This is a genomic window from Candidatus Sulfotelmatobacter sp., assembly GCA_036500765.1.
GTDB lineage: Bacteria > Acidobacteriota > Terriglobia > Terriglobales > Acidobacteriaceae > Sulfotelmatobacter.
In genome coordinates, this window is sequence record DASYBM010000016.1 from 408,275 (window position 1) to 422,698 (window position 14,424).

The window sequence follows — 14,424 nt, forward strand, 5'->3', positions numbered from 1 at the left end:
CCGCCCTTAGCTGTTAGCTATTAGCCTGAGGCCCACGGAAGGTTGATGGAAAGTTCTGGCGCTTGCGCAGGATATCCGATGGGCAGCACATCCGAATACACGAAGCCGTCTCGCGTAACAGTTTCACCCGACTCGATCGCAATGGGGCTGGAGAACATAGGTCCGGCGTAGGCGAAGGTGTGAAATTCTCCATTCTCGCCACACGGATCGACTCCCTCGGGCAGGCGGCGCAGCAGATCGCGATCGAGGTCGCAGCCGGCAACATCCGCCGGCAGCTTGCGGGGATCGAGACAAACAATCCGCGCGTGGAGGCCGGCGTCGAGCATTTCTGCAACTAGTTTTTGCGTGTTCGATCCCCAGACCGGGAAGATGGGCTCCAGCCCTGAGCCGCGCAGACGGTCTTCGCGATAACGGCGAACATCCTCGAGGAAAAGGTCGCCAAAGGCGATACCGGAGATTCCCTCATCGATGGCTGCGGTGCAAGCGGCGGACATTGCCTGCTCGTAACGTTCGTTGCTACAGGGCCAAGGCAGAGGGACTTCCCACAAGGGCAGACCGGCAGCTTCCGCCTGCAACTTGAGCAGGGCACGGCGCGTGCCATGCATGGCGACTCTTTGGAATTGGGTATTGATTATAGTCAGCAGGCCTGCAATTTCTATATCGCTGCGCTGGCGCAGAATGGATAGGGTCCACGCACTGTCTTTGCCGCTGCTCCAGGACAGCAGGATTTTCTTTTTCACGGCGTCACCCTCACCATTTTGCCGACGCGACCCACCAGGCTGCAACCCGTGCTAAGCGTGGACCACCTGAAGTCCTAGCTTTTTCTCGAAAGCATCAAAGTCGCGATCGCGATGCAGTAAGCGGTGATGATTCTCCAGGCAGAACGTGGCGATTAGACAGTCGATGGTGGCGCGGATGGTAGAACCACTTCTGCGCAGCGTGCGATAGTTCTGCGCGGCGGCGATCGCCAGATCGGCGCCGCCCGTCTCGAAAACTTGAAACTTGAGTAGATCTGTCCATACTTGCGCGAAGGCGGAGTCATTCGTCTCCTGCAGAACTTCGCACAGGGTCAGGTCCGTCAATCCCAGAGGCTGCTGTTGCAGTTCACGATCCAGCCATCTGGTTTCAGGATTGTCGCTGCCGCGAAGATAGTCGATCCAGACCGTGGTGTCGACGATCACCATGCTCATTCAACCGAAAAGCGACCTTTGCGGGACTGGGCGAGATCGCCTTCCCAACGAACCTTGCCCCGAAGGCGACGAATGGAGCCTTGCTCATGGGTTCGCGCCAGCAAACGCAAGCCTGCCTCTACGGTTGCCTTCTTGGTTCGCGCTCCGCTGCACCGCATAGCCCGGCGCATCAAGCGGTCATCAATGTCGATATTCGTTCGCATCGTTGGTTCATTCCAGCGGTAAATTTCCGATGTGTAAGTATTTCACAATTATGTGTACCGATCAATCCCGATGGACGGTCTCCATCGAGAACGCCGGCAGGCAGACGGCAATGTATTCGGCGCCGCCTTCGAGAGGAGTGGAATAACGCACCCACTCGCCGGCGTGGACGATGACGGCTTGTCCGGCGGCGACATCAAGGGACGCTTCTTTGTGTCCGTCGGTGTGATCCTCTTTGAACTCAACCCGCAGCATGCCTTCTAGAACGACGGTAAACTCGTCGAACTCCGGAGTCTGGCCGGGCTCAAGCCAGCCCTGCGGGCTGCACATGTGGGCGACGCTGGCGGCAGCGGTGTTGGAGTTGACGCGTCCAATGTATTCGTCAATGAGCTTGGGCTTGTTGCCGGCGGCTTGAACGCGGGTGGGCTGTGGGATGAGTGTGGGCATGGGTCGGCTTCCGGCTTCCGCCTCTCGGCTTCCGGTGATTAGAGTACAACAAAAGCCTTTACCGCAAGGGGCGCGCCGAGAAGGGCCGCAAACTTCGCTCACAAATGCTCGAGTTCCTATGCCGTCGCTTCCGATCGATCCATCTTCATCAACTTCGTCCTCACCAGTTCATGTTCATCGATTCATCTGAACTCCAATTCCGTTTCCTGTTTCCAGCTTAAAACGTTAGGAGTGATCACTCCCACAACGGGCGCCAGCCCCGAGCTATTCGGGGTAGCTTATCTGAAGCGCCCTGGCGTTCGGATGCCCCAACTGTCCCTCGCTCGCATGGGGAGGTTGCGGGGGCCGCGAGTTTCCTAGGACTTGCGCCGCTCACATCCGGGCCCTACATTGTCCACAGTACGCGAGGGAGTTTTCTCAGTGAAGGTTGTTCGTCACATCGAAATAATTTTTCTGTGGAAAACGTCCGCCAGGAAAATGGTTTGGCGGTTATCACGTCCAGGTTCCGTTCAGCCCTGGGCGGATTGAGCGGGAGATTCCTCGCTAGGCCTGAGGAACGGGCTCCGCGCGGGATGAGGTCGCGCAGGTGGCTGCTTCGCGCATGCGGCGCAGCCGCTTCAATCTGCCCGATTGGATTCCGCGCTTCAATCCCACCGTTTCAATTGGGAGGATAAATGATAGTTGCGTCCCGGCTCGGTCTTACGGTGTTTGCGGAATGACGATCGGCGCGCCGGGGACGCCATCGGGACCGGGGGGGCCTGGAATCACGAGAGGCGGCGGGCTGCTTTGAGGCAGAGGCGGCGGGCTGTTATCCGAACCAGGTGCCGGATAAAAGATTGGAGGCGGTACGACAGGCTGTACTGTTTCGGGATGCTGCTGGAAATCGCGAACGGCCTTGGCAACCTCGTCCTGCCGCAAGGTAATCGGATTCTGAAGGATAAGTTCGACCGGCGACCCGGCGGCGAGGAAGAACTGATGCGAACCGAACAACAGGGTCACAGAAACAAGCGCGCCGATCGCGCCGCCGATGCCGGCGCCGATGATCGCATCTCTGCCCTGAGTGCCGAATACGGGCGTGGTTACCGTCGTACAAAACGGCGGCGCTGAGATGCATCCTGGAGGCAGAGTCGAAGTGATCGTGGACTCCGGCTTGCCGATGGAGTGGCCAATGAGCGCTCCAATACCAGCGCCGGCGGCGGGTACCGCGAACGCCGCGACGCCACGGCCTGGGCCAGGGTCTTTGAAGGCATAGCCGTCACTGCTCTCCAGGATCACGGGGCCCATGACGGGAGCAACGTAACCATCGGGAAAGGTAATCGACATGCGATCCAGACGGACTTCGCCGCGTCCGCCCTGGCGTTCCAGCCGGTCGACTGTTCCGTCGACAAAAGTCCCCGGCGGAATAACGACTTCGTCGCCGGAGCTGACCGGTGATGTGATTTGGGCGTAGACGTCATCGCCGCGGCGCAGGTGGCGAGTTTGGACCGGCTGCGTCAGCACGAGGGCAAGTCGCGTCCCAGCCGGAATAGTGATGGTGGGGCCTCGGCTGTCGGGCTGCGTTGAGCTGGACTGCTCGTCCGACTCCCGATTGCCTGGCGATTGATTTTGCGCAAAGCATGCGACGGTTGCGAATAGCACGGCAGCAAAGGCGGCTATTTGCCAGGATTGAATTTTGCCGAGTGTGGAAGCGAACGAGATGGAAGAAAGGCACGGACGACAGAGTCGACGGCAACTCATAGTGGCACCTCTTGCGAAAGCTCTCTGAGGGCGCTTTCGATTCCTGCGGACTCTATTCAGAGGAAACCCGCATGGCATCGATTTGATTCGCCTATCTTTTTGACTCGCCTATCTTCGAGAAAGATAGCACTTTATGCGGTAAAGGTTTGCAAAGAATGGGTAGGGATTTGTAAAAGCGGGAAGGTTTTTTGTAGAGCAGACTCTTGTCCGCTGCCTTTGAAGTTGCTTTTGATTTTCGTTCCCAGGGGATAAAGAATCAAAATCAAAGGATCAAAGTCAAAGGTCAAAATCCAAAGTCAAAATCCAAGTTCAAAATCAAAGTCAAAATCCAAGGTCAAAATCAAAGTCAAAGGCAGCGGACAGGAGTGTCCGCTCTACACCTGAGCTGCGCGGGGCGGACGAATGCATCCGCCCCTGCGTGAGCGGGGAACTATGCGTGGACCAACTCTACGCCGTAGATGGAGTGCCAACTGGTCGCGGCTTTCAGCTTGTCGTTGACGTTGTTGATATTCTTCACGCCTTCAGTTTCGAGCCATTTGCGGAATGCGGCTGCGCCTTGCTTGGCGTAAACGGGGATGCCTTCCTTCCAGGTGGCGCGGCCGCAGAGCACGCCGTTGAACTTCACTCCGGATTCTCCGGCGAGTTCCAGCGTCTCGCTGAACTCGGCGTTGCTGACGCCGGCCGACAGATAAATGAACGGCTTGGTCGCGACGTTGGCGGCGGCGTGGAAGTGGTCGATGGCTTCTTTTTTCGTGTAGGCTTTCGTTCCGCCGAATGATTTCGTGCCCTCGACGAACTTCATGTTGACCGGGACTTCGACTTTGAGCACGTCGACGCCGTAGCGGTCTTTGCTGAATTCGCGCATGCTCTCGGTAACGATGTGCGGCTTCTTCCTGGCGTAGGCCGCGCCCTTCTCGTCTGCGCCCTCTTCGTAGCCGACGAACTCGAGGAAGAAGGGGATGTCATTGGCGCGGCATTCGTCGCCGATGCGCTCGACCCAGGCGTGCTTGATTTCGTTGACGTGTTTGGGATCGTCGGGCGTGTAGTAGAGCAGAATCTTGACGCAGTCGGCGCCGGCTTCTTTCAGGCGCCGCGCGGACCACACGTCGAGCAGGTCGGGCAGGCGTCCGGGGCCGGTTTTGTCATATCCAGTTTTTTCGTAGGCCAGCAGCAGGCCGGCGTTTTTGGCGCGGCGCTTGGCGGCGGGCAGTCCCCACTCGGGATCGAGCAGGATGGCGGTGGCGTGCGGAGTGAGAACTTCGCTGACCAGACTTTTGAATTCTTCCATCATCTGGTCGTTGACGTCGCAGCCTTTCTCTTTGGCCAGCGATTTTTGCAGGGAGCCGCGCTGATCCATGGCAGCGGCCGCGATGACGCCGCGTTCGTTGGAGACCTTCTTGAGACCGGCAAGTTTGCCAGGGGTGAGTTTCACGGGAATCCTCCTGAAGTACGGGTGAGATGAGTGCCTGGAAGTACGGAACATTGTAAACCACGGGGCGGGCAAGCGGGCGTTCGGCATCAGGCGTCAGGCGTCAGGAATTCCAAGTCAGACGCTGCTACGCTGTCCAGTTTTGGACCTTCAGGCCGCGCACGCGACGAAATTCTTTCTCATTGTTAGTAACGAGAATCAGCCCAGAGGCCAGGGCGTGGGCCGCGATCCAGAGGTCGTTGTTGCTGATGATTTCGCCCTTCGATTGCAGTTCGGCGCGGACCGCTCCATAAATCTCAGCGGCAGCTTCGGGAATGGTAAGACACGGCAACAGGCGCATAAGGGCACGCAGCCGTTCCAGATCCTCCGACCGCTGGCCGCGCTTGGCGGCGCCAAAGAACAAGTCACCATAGGAAATGACCGAAACCGCGGCTTCGCCAGCGCGGAGTTTGTTGAATCGGCGGACGACCTCTTCCGGCCTGCCTTGGCGGATGTAGATAAAAATATTGGTGTCGAGGAGATAGGTTAGTTCCATCGCGGGTTCCACACTAGCCAATGTCGTCTACAGGCCTTTGCGCTTCTGCGGGGGGCCGTCGTCTTCGGCGGCGGCCCGAAGAACATCTTCGGGTAAACCCGCGATCAGCTCGAAGGCGCGCGCCATGTCGTTGCTTTTTTCGCGGAGAACGATTTCCTTGCCGCGGCGGAAGATTTCGACTTCTTCGCTCTTGAAGCGGAATTCTTTCGGCAGGCGGACGGCCTGGCTGTTGCCGGACTTGAATACTCGGGCGGTGCCCATGGTCTCCCTCTCCTTGCGTATATACATTAGGTATATACATTTATCCTGGGTGCCCGCAAGCGGAAGCTGTAGACGTGGGTGAACCATGCGCAGAGCGCGCATGGATGGGACACCCGAAGAAAACAATTTTCGACGCAGGGGACACAGACTACGCGATGGGGACAAACTTCTCCAGGATGTTTCGTTTCAGGTTGTCATTTCAACCTCCCGGAACACCTCCGCTCGGATGAAAACCATTTTGTCTTTCTCCCGTCTAAGGAGGCAGTTCTTCGAGGAGGGTCTAAGAGATGAAACGAGCAAACTTGAAACGATCGAATGCGATCAGAGTGGTAGTTGCGTGCGCGGTTTTGTTGTCAGGCATTGGCGTAGGCGCAAGCGCGGCATGGGCAAAGAATTCGGACACGGCCGCCGACCACACCGCTCCCAGTTATGACATGAAGGGACAGGCGCTGGTAGACCTTGACGCAGTGCAGAAAAAGTTTCTGGAGCTGGCGAACGCGGTGCCGGCCGACAAACTTACGTGGCGTCCCGCGCCGGATGCGCGCTCATTCGCGGAAGTTTTTCTGCATGTGGCCGGCGAGCGCTATGGAATCATGGGGATGATGGGAGCGGAGCGTCCGGCGGGATTCGATGGCAAGGCGCTGGAAAAATCCACGACCGATCGGGCGCAGATTGTTGCCGAGCTGAACAAGTCGTGGGAGTTTACGAAGACCGCGATCAACGGCATGAGCAACGCCGACTTCGCCAAGCTGCTGCCGAAACTCGGTCCGCAGGCCAATGCCGGGGACGTAGTGTACATCCTGGTCGCCGACGCGCATGAGCACCTTGGGCAGATAGTGGCTTATGCGCGCGAGAATGGCGTTGTGCCGCCGTGGACGGTGGAGGCACAGAAGGCGGCTGCGGAGAAGAAGGCGGAACAGAAGTAGTAGGCGCTCAGAAGGAAGGTTGCATGAGAGAATCCCAACCAATAGCGACCAACGACCAACGACTAACGACCAACGACTAACGACCAACCACCAACCACCAACGACTAACTGAACGTCGGCAGCTTCACCAGATCGTTCTTCGGCACCGACTCCAGCGGTTCCCCGGCCTTCCGCCAGGCCGCGAATCCACCCACGATCACAAACGCGTTGAATCCTTTTTCTTGCAGTAGATGCGCCACCCGGGCGCTAGTCGCCTCGCGCGCTCAAGTGCAGTACAGATAAATGTCCTTATCCTTGGGAAGATTCTTGATCTCCTCCTCCAGATTGTTGGGCTCGATGCGAATCGATCCCTTAATGCGTTCGGAGCCAACGTCATAGTAGCCGTGGCTGCGCACGTCCACGATCAACACCCGGTTGGCATCTTCCGAAGCCAGCCGCGCCGCCAGTTCCTGCACCTGCACGCGCGGCATGACCCGATACTTCTTATATTTGCGGAATTGCGCCGCCCGATAAACCGCGTAAACCATCAGCGCCGCGATGACCACCGCTTCCATCGCCCGTCCGGCCGCGTGAAATCCCGACAAAGTAGCCGCCAGAAAATCGCGCGACAAATATCCCACCATCAGGTACGCGCCCGCATACAGCAACGACCCTGCCATGTCCAGCCGCAGGAACTGCCCGAAGTGCATCTTCATGCTGCCCGCCAGCGGCGCCGCCATCGTGTTAATGCCCGGGATAAACTTGGCAAACACCAGCGTCAATTTGCCGCGCTTGTAGAACGATTCTGCCGACCTGAGAATGCACGTCTCCGGATTCATCGACAACCGACACAAAAATCCCAGGAGCGCCCAGCCCGTGTAGCGCCCCAGCCAGAATTGCGCGGTGTCGCCGACCAGAAGCGCCACCATCGCAATCAGCAGCACCGCCGGCCCTGACAAGGTGTGCGACGCAGAAGCCGCCCCCGCCGCCACCAGCGCAATCGCGGCCGGGAAGGGAAGCCCGACCGCCTCGGCCAACAAAACTCCAAACGTCAGCGCATACCCATGCCGCGCCATCATGGAGAGCAATTCACTCATAAGTCTTGAAAGGGCGCGGCTTCAGCCGCGCTGCCCGAACCCGTCATGAAACAGGCTACACTCATTGTGCGTGTAGCACTTTGATTAGCGGACATTTGGAAAGGGTTCAGTATAAACAAAGAGGTCGTCGCGCGAGAGGCACCGGCCGATGAGGTTTTAGGCTAAGAGCTGGGAGCGAAGAGCTTTTTCCCTACTTCTCCCGCGCCACCACAAATTCCGGAGCCCACAGCAGCGCCCGCTTGATCTCCGAATCCGGAAACGTGCAGATCGCCTTCTGCGCCGCGTCCGCATAGTGCGCCGCCTGAGCCGTCGCCGCCTCGACCGATCCGTAGCGCTGCAAGATTTCGAGAACCTCCGCATGGGTCACGCCGTTGAAAGCGCCATGCTGCAACACGGTCGCGATCTTCACCCGCTCTTCCGCAGTGCAGCGCTCCAGCGCATGGATCACGGCCATCGTCGCCTTGCCCTCGCGCAGATCGCTCGCCACCGGCTTGCCCAGCACATCTTCCGACGCGGTCAGATCGAGCACATCGTCGACAATCTGAAACGCCATCCCCAGATTGTGCCCGTACTGCCCCAGCGCCGCTTCCTGCTCCGCCGTAGCTCCGCCAAGAATCGCTCCCAGCCGCATACACACCGAAAACAGGCAAGCCGTTTTGCGAAAAATTAAGTCGAAATGCTCCTCCAGCGTGATCGACTGCCCCAGCTTTTCCATCTGGAGAAGTTCGCCCTCGACCATCTGCTGCGTCAGTTCGATCAGCGTATCGAGAATGCGGAAGTTCCGCTCCTGCACCGCGATCTTGAAGGCCTGCATGTAGAGCCAGTCGCCCGCCAGCACGCACTTCGAATTCCCCCACTGCGTATTCGCCGCCGGACGCCCGCGCCGCGTTGTAGCGTCATCAATGATGTCGTCATGTACCAGCGTCGCCGTGTGAATAATCTCTACCACTGCGCCCAGCCGCACCGCGCCCTGACCCGAGTACTCCAGCAACTTCGCCGAAAGCAGCAACAACGCCGGCCGGATCCTCTTCCCACCGCCCGCCCGCAAATATTCGCCAATCTCGGTAATCGCCCGAACGCCCGAAACCGTATCGCGCCCAAACTCCCCCTCCAGCGCGACAAGGTCGTCCCGCAGCAGATCAAATATCTCTTTTCCGTTAATGGCCGCCGGCGCGCTCAATGCCTCTGTGCCCTCTGTGGTTAAGTTTTTTTTGACTTTAATTGCTTCGATAATTTGTAAACTGCAAATCAATCCCGAAGTCGTGCCCCCGCAGCAGCGCGATCACATCCTGAAGCGTGTCGCGATCTTTGCTGCTGACGCGCACCAGGTCCGCCTGGATCGACGCCTGCGCTTTCTTCTTCGAGTCCTTGACCAGCTTCACGATCTCCCGCGCCTTCTCGATGGCGATGCCTTGCTGCATCGTCACCTTGCGCTTCGCCGTTCCACCCGCCGCCGGCTCAAGCGCGCCATAGGTCAGCCCTTTGAGCGAAACTCCGCGCTTCACCAGTTTCTGCTGTAAGATGTCGTTCACCGCCTTCAACTTATACTCGTCGGCCGAATGCAGGACGATGGCGTCTTTTTCCAGCTCAATATTCGATTTTGAATCCTTCAGATCGAAGCGCGTGTGAATCTCCTTCAGCGCCTGCTGAATCGCGTTCGACACTTCGTTCAGATCGATCTTGCTCACTACATCAAAGCTATTATCGGGCATATATTTCTAATCTTTCTGAAACAAAGGAATCTTAACCAGAGGTTAACAGAACGCACGCGCTAGCGGAGGGATACTTTGCTTTCATTCATTTCAGCAATTTTGAAAAATTTGTAGAAAGTTCGCGCGGTCTGCGCCCCGATTTCATCCCCGGATAACCCGCGCAGCTCGCCAATCCGGCGCGCCGTCTCAATCACAAACGCCGGCTCATTGCGCTTTCCCCGGTGCGGAACCGGCGCCAGATACGGCGAATCCGTCTCGATCAGCATGCGTTCAAGCGGAACTTCCAGCGCCGCATCCCGAATCTGCTGCGCCTTGGGAAACGTCAAATTCCCCGCAAACGAAATCATGAATCCGATATCAAGCGCCCGCTTTGCCTGCGCCCAATTCCCCGTAAAGCAGTGCAGAATTCCGCCCAGCCCCTTCGGCGCCCACTGCTTCTCGAGCATCCCCAGGCAATCTTCCCACGCATCCTCGCTCTGATCAGACGGCCGGCAGTGAATCACAATTGGCAGCTTCGCCGCCGCAGCCAGCTCCATCTGCCGCGCGAACACCACCTTCTGTGTCTCCCGCGGCGAATGATCGTAAAAATAATCCAGCCCAATCTCTCCCCACGCAATCACCTTTTCGTGCCGCGCCAGCCGCTCCATCGTCTCGTAGGCCGCCTCATCCGCCAGCCGCGCCTCATGCGGATGAATCCCCACCGTCGCATAAATAAATCGATATTTTTCCGCCAGCCGAACCCCCGCATCCAGCGTTGGCGGTCCGTCGCCATTGCCAATGGCCACCATCGTGCGCACTCCAACTTCGAGCGCCCGCGCAATCACTGCCTCGCGATCGGAGTCGAATTGCTTTCCATCGAGATGTGCGTGCGAATCAACAAACATCAGACGTCAGACCTCAGACTTCGGACCTCAGACCTCGACATCCGACGATGAAACCGCAATGGAACTACCCAACAGCTTTCCTTCGCGATCTTTGCGGCTTTTCCTTCGCGTACTTCGCGGTTCAGGCTTTTGACGGAATAGAGTCACGGCAATCGGAAGGTCAGAGCCCGAAGTCAGAGGTCCGACGTCTGAGGTCCGACGCGTAACGCCGGACGCCTCATTTCAGCCTCGCCCCCACCGGCACATCCTCCAGAAAGCTTGCCAGCACCGGCTTTCCGCCTTCCAGCGACGCGGCGACGATCATCCCATTCGACTCCAACCCGCGCAGCTTTCGCGGAGCCAGATTCGCCACGATCACCACCTTGCGCCCAACCAAAGTCTCCGGCGCATAAGCCTCCGCGATCCCCGCCAGGACCTGCCGCACCTCAGTCCCAATGTCAATCTCCAGTCGCAACAGCTTGTCCGCCTTGGGCACACGCTCCGCAACTTTCACCACGCCCACGCGCAACTCAATCTTCGCGAAGTCGTCGATCGTAATCTTCCCGTCGTTTGCGACAGAAGCCGCGATAGGAACCGCCGCCACCGGATCCGCAGGCGCGGCCCCCACCGGTTCAGCAACTGCCGGTTCTCCCGCTCGCTTGACTTCGTCCGCACCGGTCCCTCGTTGCGAATCTTCCATCTGCTGCATCCTTTCGACAGCGCTCTTGTCCGCCCGTGGAAACACCGGGTGCACCTCGCCCAGCTTCGTCCCCAGCGGCAACTGCCCCCAGGCCAATTCGCTCAAAGCTATTGTCTTGATATCGCCGAGTCCCATCTGCGTCCAGATTTTCGCCGTCGCCTCCGGAATTACGGGGTACGCAAGCGCCGTGACAATCCGCAGCGCCTCCGCCGACGTATACAGCACCGTCGCCAGCCGCGCCCGGCTCCCGTCATCCTGTTTCTCGCCCAGCGACCAAGGTTCGTTTTCGACAATATATTTGTCGACCGCCGCCACCAGTCCCCATGCCGTTTCCAGCGCCCGCGAAAACTGAAACTGATCGAACAGCGTCCCAAATTCGCGGATCGTATTCCGTGCGGTCTCCGCAATCGCCGCGTCTCCCGCGGTCTTCGACGCCGTCGCCGAGGGATACGGCACCTCACCCCTAAAATATCGGTTAATCATGGTTAATGTGCGGCTGGCCAGATTTCCCAGTCCATTGGCGAGATCCGAATTGTAGCGTTGCACCAGCGCGTCGAACGAGAACGATCCATCCTGCCCAAACACAACTTCCCGCAGCAGGAAGTAGCGCAGGGCATCCGCGCCCAGCACATCGAGAATGGTCTCGGTGCGCACGATATTGCCGCGCGACTTCGACATCTTGCTCTCTTCAAACAGCAGCCAGCCGTGGGCCACGATCGCCTTCGGCACCGCCAGTCCGGCCGCCATCAAAAACGCCGGCCAATATACGCAGTGAAATCGGACAATCTCTTTTCCAATCATCTGCACATCGGCCGGCCAATATTTCCGGAATGCCTCCTGCGCCCCGGCATGCGTCGACCCGTAGCCGATCGCCGTGATGTAATTCGCCAGAGCGTCCAGCCACACATAAATCACGTGCTTGGGATCGTCCGGCACCGGAATGCCCCAGGAAAATGTCGACCGGCTGATCGACAGGTCGCGCAGCCCCGACCGCACAAAGGAAATCACTTCGTTGCGCCGCGTCTCCGGACGAATAAACTTCGGATTCGCATACAACTCCAGCAGCTTGTCCTGAAATGCCGATAGCTTAAAGAAATAGTTTTCCTCGTGCACGGTTTCGGTAATTCGTCCACAGGTCGGGCATAGATCGCCCGGCTGTGCGCCGTCCACATACAGCTCGTCGGAAACACAATATTGCCCCGTGTAGGTTCCCTTGTAGATGAACCCGCGGTCGCGCAGTTGCCGGAACAATTCCTGCACCCGCTTCTTATGTCGCTCTTCGGTAGTGCGGATGAAGTCGTCGTTCGAAATTCCCATCCGCTTCCACAAGTGGCGAAACTGCGCCGAAATCTCATCCGCATACTGCTGCGGAGTCTTGCCCGCCGCCTCCGCCGCCCGCTCAATCTTCTGCCCGTGTTCGTCGGTGCCGGTAAGAAAAAAGACATCCGCGCCCAGCAGCCGTTGCCGCCGCGCAATTGTGTCGCAGGCAATCGTCGTATAAGCGTGTCCAATATGCGGCCGCGCATTCACGTAATAAATCGGCGTAGTAATATAAAAGTTTCGCGTCATAGATATGTCGATACCAGCCTCGGGGTGGGCGTCATTCCGAGCGCAGTCGTTCTTCCGACGAACCGCGCATCCCTACGCTCCGTACCCGCGGACCTCAGCGCCCTCAGTGGTTCAGGCCTTTCGCAGTCTCCGAATAAGCCCGCGCCGCCTCGTGCATGACAGTCTTTAACGGTACGCGGTGCTCGGCTGCGATCCGCCGGCAATCCTCATACTCCGGAGCGTAATTTGTCACCGAACCATTCATGCTCGCGATCTTGATGCGCACCTCGCCCCACTGGGTGCTTACTTTTTCCCAACGCCGCGCCAGCGTCGCGCGCACCTCGTCCCGCCGCCGCACCCCGAGCGTGGTGCTCTCGGCAAAAATTAAGCGCGTCAACTTCCCCGCATCTTGCGGCTTGCACAGCACCGTCAGCAGCGTTCCCGGACGGTTCTTCTTCATCTGCACCGGCGCGCCAAAGGCGTCCAGCGCTCCTTCTTCGAGCAAACGATCCATTACGTATCCGAAGACCTGCGGATTCAGATCGTCGAGATTCGCCTCCAGTACGGTCAGAATTTCCGATGCGGTATTCTCCGCTATGCCAGCAGTCAGAGATGCCGAAGCTTCGCCAATCGTCAACCGCACTACATTCGGATGTCCCGCAAACTCGCGCGATCCCGCTCCGTACCCCGACTTCTCAATCTTCATCTCCGGGAATGCCGCAAAACGCGCGGCCAAAGTTTTCACGATTGCCGCGCCGGTAGGCGTTACCAACTCTGCCTGCAATCCGGAGGAATACACCGGCGCATCCTTCAGCAACTCAACGGTCGCCGGCGCCGGCACCGGAAACGTTCCATGCGCGCACTTCACCATCCCTCCGCCCACGTTCAGCGGAGAGCAGACAATCTCATCCACTGCCAGCGCCTCCGCTCCCACCGCGGCACAAACGATGTCGACCATGGCATCGACCGCGCCCACTTCATGAAAGTGAACTTTCTCGATCGAAGTCGCGTGAATCTTCGCCTCCGCCGCGCCCAGCGCCTCAAAGATCGCAATCGCCGTTTTCTTCGCCGTCTCGCTGATCGCTGCCCGCCCGATGATTCCGCGAATCTCAGTCAGTCCTCGTCCATGCGAATGCTCGTGAGTATGAGAATGCTCATGGGAATGTTCGTGTGGCGCGGGCGCTCCCTTCGACAAGCTCAGGGCAGGCTCTGAGCCTGTCGAAAGGGCAGGCTCTGCCCGCGAACTCTCGCCATGAGCAGTCTGCGGATGCGAATGACGATCCGCAGGTTCTTGTGCATGCGGATGTTCGTGCCCGCGCTCATGGCCATGTCCGTGTTGATGGTCAGCTAGCGCGGGCGAGAGGGGACGCGCCGCATCTTGCTTCGCCCAATATTCCTCCCGCGGCAAATCCTTTTCCCCGTCCACCCAAACGTCCACCTTGGTCGCAGAAATCCCGGTGCGGACGACTCGCGAAATCTCCAACCGCGCTCCCACTCCCAAGGCCGTAACGGTCTCTTCCAGCACCCGCCGCGGAACTCCGGCATCAATGAGCGCGCCCAAGAACATATCGCCGCTCATTCCGGAAAAACACTCTAGGTAGGCAATCCGCATAAGAAAAACCGTCGTCGGTCGTCAGTCGCTGGTCGTTGATCGTTGATCGTTGATCGTTGGTCGTTGATCCTGGGGCGTTCGGCGAACCGGTGCTTGGCCGCCAGATCCTGCCGGACCGGTTTGCCGACGCCGAAGACGAATCCTTCATCATAGGTAAGCTCCCACGCCTCGGTCAAACGTGCGGCCG

Annotated in this window: 16 protein-coding genes; 1 reads left to right on the forward strand and 15 read right to left on the reverse strand. The window is 58.7% G+C overall.

The window, feature by feature from the left end; genetic code table 11:
• Nucleotides 1-20: 20 nt before the first annotated feature.
• The 8 genes from VGM18_18845 to vapB all read right to left on the reverse strand — a co-directional run bounded on the left by VGM18_18845 (nt 21) and on the right by vapB (nt 5,800).
• Nucleotides 21-740: an ATP-binding protein gene (locus VGM18_18845; GenBank protein ID HEY3975072.1), complete on the reverse strand. Its 720-nt coding sequence runs from the start codon at nt 738-740 to the stop codon at nt 21-23.
• A gap of 51 nt (nt 741-791) precedes the next feature.
• Nucleotides 792-1,190 (reverse strand): PIN domain nuclease, encoded by a 399-nt coding sequence (locus tag VGM18_18850; protein HEY3975073.1) that lies wholly within the window; start codon nt 1,188-1,190, stop codon nt 792-794.
• On the reverse strand, nt 1,187-1,393 hold the full coding sequence (locus VGM18_18855) for a type II toxin-antitoxin system VapB family antitoxin (GenBank protein ID HEY3975074.1): 207 nt from the start codon (nt 1,391-1,393) through the stop codon (nt 1,187-1,189). Before VGM18_18855 ends, VGM18_18850 begins: the two co-directional genes overlap by 4 nt.
• 61 nt (nt 1,394-1,454) lie before the next feature.
• A complete protein-coding gene (locus tag VGM18_18860; GenBank protein HEY3975075.1) occupies nt 1,455-1,838 on the reverse strand; it encodes a cupin in 384 nt (127 codons plus the stop codon).
• 699 nt (nt 1,839-2,537) lie between these two features.
• Nucleotides 2,538-3,575: a hypothetical protein gene (locus tag VGM18_18865; GenBank protein HEY3975076.1), complete on the reverse strand. Its 1,038-nt coding sequence runs from the start codon at nt 3,573-3,575 to the stop codon at nt 2,538-2,540.
• Between the two features lie 430 nt (nt 3,576-4,005).
• Nucleotides 4,006-5,007, reverse strand: coding sequence for a tagatose 1,6-diphosphate aldolase (locus tag VGM18_18870; protein ID HEY3975077.1), 1,002 nt, complete (start codon nt 5,005-5,007; stop codon nt 4,006-4,008).
• Between the two features lie 124 nt (nt 5,008-5,131).
• Nucleotides 5,132-5,539: a type II toxin-antitoxin system VapC family toxin gene (locus VGM18_18875; GenBank protein ID HEY3975078.1), complete on the reverse strand. Its 408-nt coding sequence runs from the start codon at nt 5,537-5,539 to the stop codon at nt 5,132-5,134.
• A gap of 27 nt (nt 5,540-5,566) precedes the next feature.
• Entirely contained in the window at nt 5,567-5,800 is a 234-nt protein-coding gene (vapB, locus tag VGM18_18880; GenBank protein HEY3975079.1) for a type II toxin-antitoxin system VapB family antitoxin, read from the reverse strand.
• 287 nt (nt 5,801-6,087) lie between these two features.
• On the opposite strand from vapB, the gene VGM18_18885 reads away from it, so the two are divergent.
• Nucleotides 6,088-6,726 (forward strand): DinB family protein, encoded by a 639-nt coding sequence (locus tag VGM18_18885; protein HEY3975080.1) that lies wholly within the window; start codon nt 6,088-6,090, stop codon nt 6,724-6,726.
• A 104-nt stretch (nt 6,727-6,830) separates the two neighbouring features.
• On the opposite strand, the gene VGM18_18890 is transcribed toward VGM18_18885, so the two are convergent.
• From VGM18_18890 to larC, 7 genes are all read right to left on the reverse strand, one after another.
• Nucleotides 6,831-6,965: a hypothetical protein gene (locus VGM18_18890; GenBank protein ID HEY3975081.1), complete on the reverse strand. Its 135-nt coding sequence runs from the start codon at nt 6,963-6,965 to the stop codon at nt 6,831-6,833.
• Between the two features lie 24 nt (nt 6,966-6,989).
• Complete coding sequence (locus VGM18_18895; protein HEY3975082.1) at nt 6,990-7,802, reverse strand: VTT domain-containing protein; 813 nt, start codon at nt 7,800-7,802, stop codon at nt 6,990-6,992.
• A 190-nt stretch (nt 7,803-7,992) separates the two neighbouring features.
• Nucleotides 7,993-8,982: a polyprenyl synthetase family protein gene (locus VGM18_18900; GenBank protein ID HEY3975083.1), complete on the reverse strand. Its 990-nt coding sequence runs from the start codon at nt 8,980-8,982 to the stop codon at nt 7,993-7,995.
• Nucleotides 8,983-9,019: 37 nt separating this feature from the next.
• The gene (locus tag VGM18_18905) at nt 9,020-9,514 is read right to left on the reverse strand and encodes a YajQ family cyclic di-GMP-binding protein (protein ID HEY3975084.1); all 495 of its coding nucleotides are present in this window, start codon (nt 9,512-9,514) and stop codon (nt 9,020-9,022) included.
• Nucleotides 9,515-9,573: 59 nt separating this feature from the next.
• Complete coding sequence (locus VGM18_18910; protein ID HEY3975085.1) at nt 9,574-10,398, reverse strand: TatD family hydrolase; 825 nt, start codon at nt 10,396-10,398, stop codon at nt 9,574-9,576.
• Nucleotides 10,399-10,615: 217 nt separating this feature from the next.
• Nucleotides 10,616-12,646: a methionine--tRNA ligase gene (gene metG, locus VGM18_18915; protein ID HEY3975086.1), complete on the reverse strand. Its 2,031-nt coding sequence runs from the start codon at nt 12,644-12,646 to the stop codon at nt 10,616-10,618.
• Between the two features lie 103 nt (nt 12,647-12,749).
• Entirely contained in the window at nt 12,750-14,237 is a 1,488-nt protein-coding gene (gene larC, locus VGM18_18920) for a nickel pincer cofactor biosynthesis protein LarC (GenBank protein HEY3975087.1), read from the reverse strand.
• Nucleotides 14,238-14,424: the final 187 nt, after the last annotated feature.

What these genes read in the sequence shown, in the direction of transcription:
- VGM18_18850 (HEY3975073.1), bottom strand. Translation starts at nt 1,190, where the DNA reads ATGAGCATGGTGATCGTCGACACCACGGTCTGGATCGACTATCTTCGC.
- VGM18_18855 (HEY3975074.1), bottom strand. Translation starts at nt 1,393, where the DNA reads ATGCGAACGAATATCGACATTGATGACCGCTTGATGCGCCGGGCTATG.
- VGM18_18860 (HEY3975075.1), bottom strand. Translation starts at nt 1,838, where the DNA reads ATGCCCACACTCATCCCACAGCCCACCCGCGTTCAAGCCGCCGGCAAC.
- VGM18_18865 (HEY3975076.1), bottom strand. Translation starts at nt 3,575, where the DNA reads ATGAGTTGCCGTCGACTCTGTCGTCCGTGCCTTTCTTCCATCTCGTTC.
- VGM18_18875 (HEY3975078.1), bottom strand. Translation starts at nt 5,539, where the DNA reads ATGGAACTAACCTATCTCCTCGACACCAATATTTTTATCTACATCCGC.
- vapB (HEY3975079.1), bottom strand. Translation starts at nt 5,800, where the DNA reads ATGGGCACCGCCCGAGTATTCAAGTCCGGCAACAGCCAGGCCGTCCGC.
- VGM18_18885 (HEY3975080.1), top strand. Translation starts at nt 6,088, where the DNA reads ATGAAACGAGCAAACTTGAAACGATCGAATGCGATCAGAGTGGTAGTT.
- VGM18_18895 (HEY3975082.1), bottom strand. Translation starts at nt 7,802, where the DNA reads ATGAGTGAATTGCTCTCCATGATGGCGCGGCATGGGTATGCGCTGACG.
- VGM18_18905 (HEY3975084.1), bottom strand. Translation starts at nt 9,514, where the DNA reads ATGCCCGATAATAGCTTTGATGTAGTGAGCAAGATCGATCTGAACGAA.
- VGM18_18910 (HEY3975085.1), bottom strand. Translation starts at nt 10,398, where the DNA reads ATGTTTGTTGATTCGCACGCACATCTCGATGGAAAGCAATTCGACTCC.
- metG (HEY3975086.1), bottom strand. Translation starts at nt 12,646, where the DNA reads ATGACGCGAAACTTTTATATTACTACGCCGATTTATTACGTGAATGCG.
- larC (HEY3975087.1), bottom strand. Translation starts at nt 14,237, where the DNA reads ATGCGGATTGCCTACCTAGAGTGTTTTTCCGGAATGAGCGGCGATATG.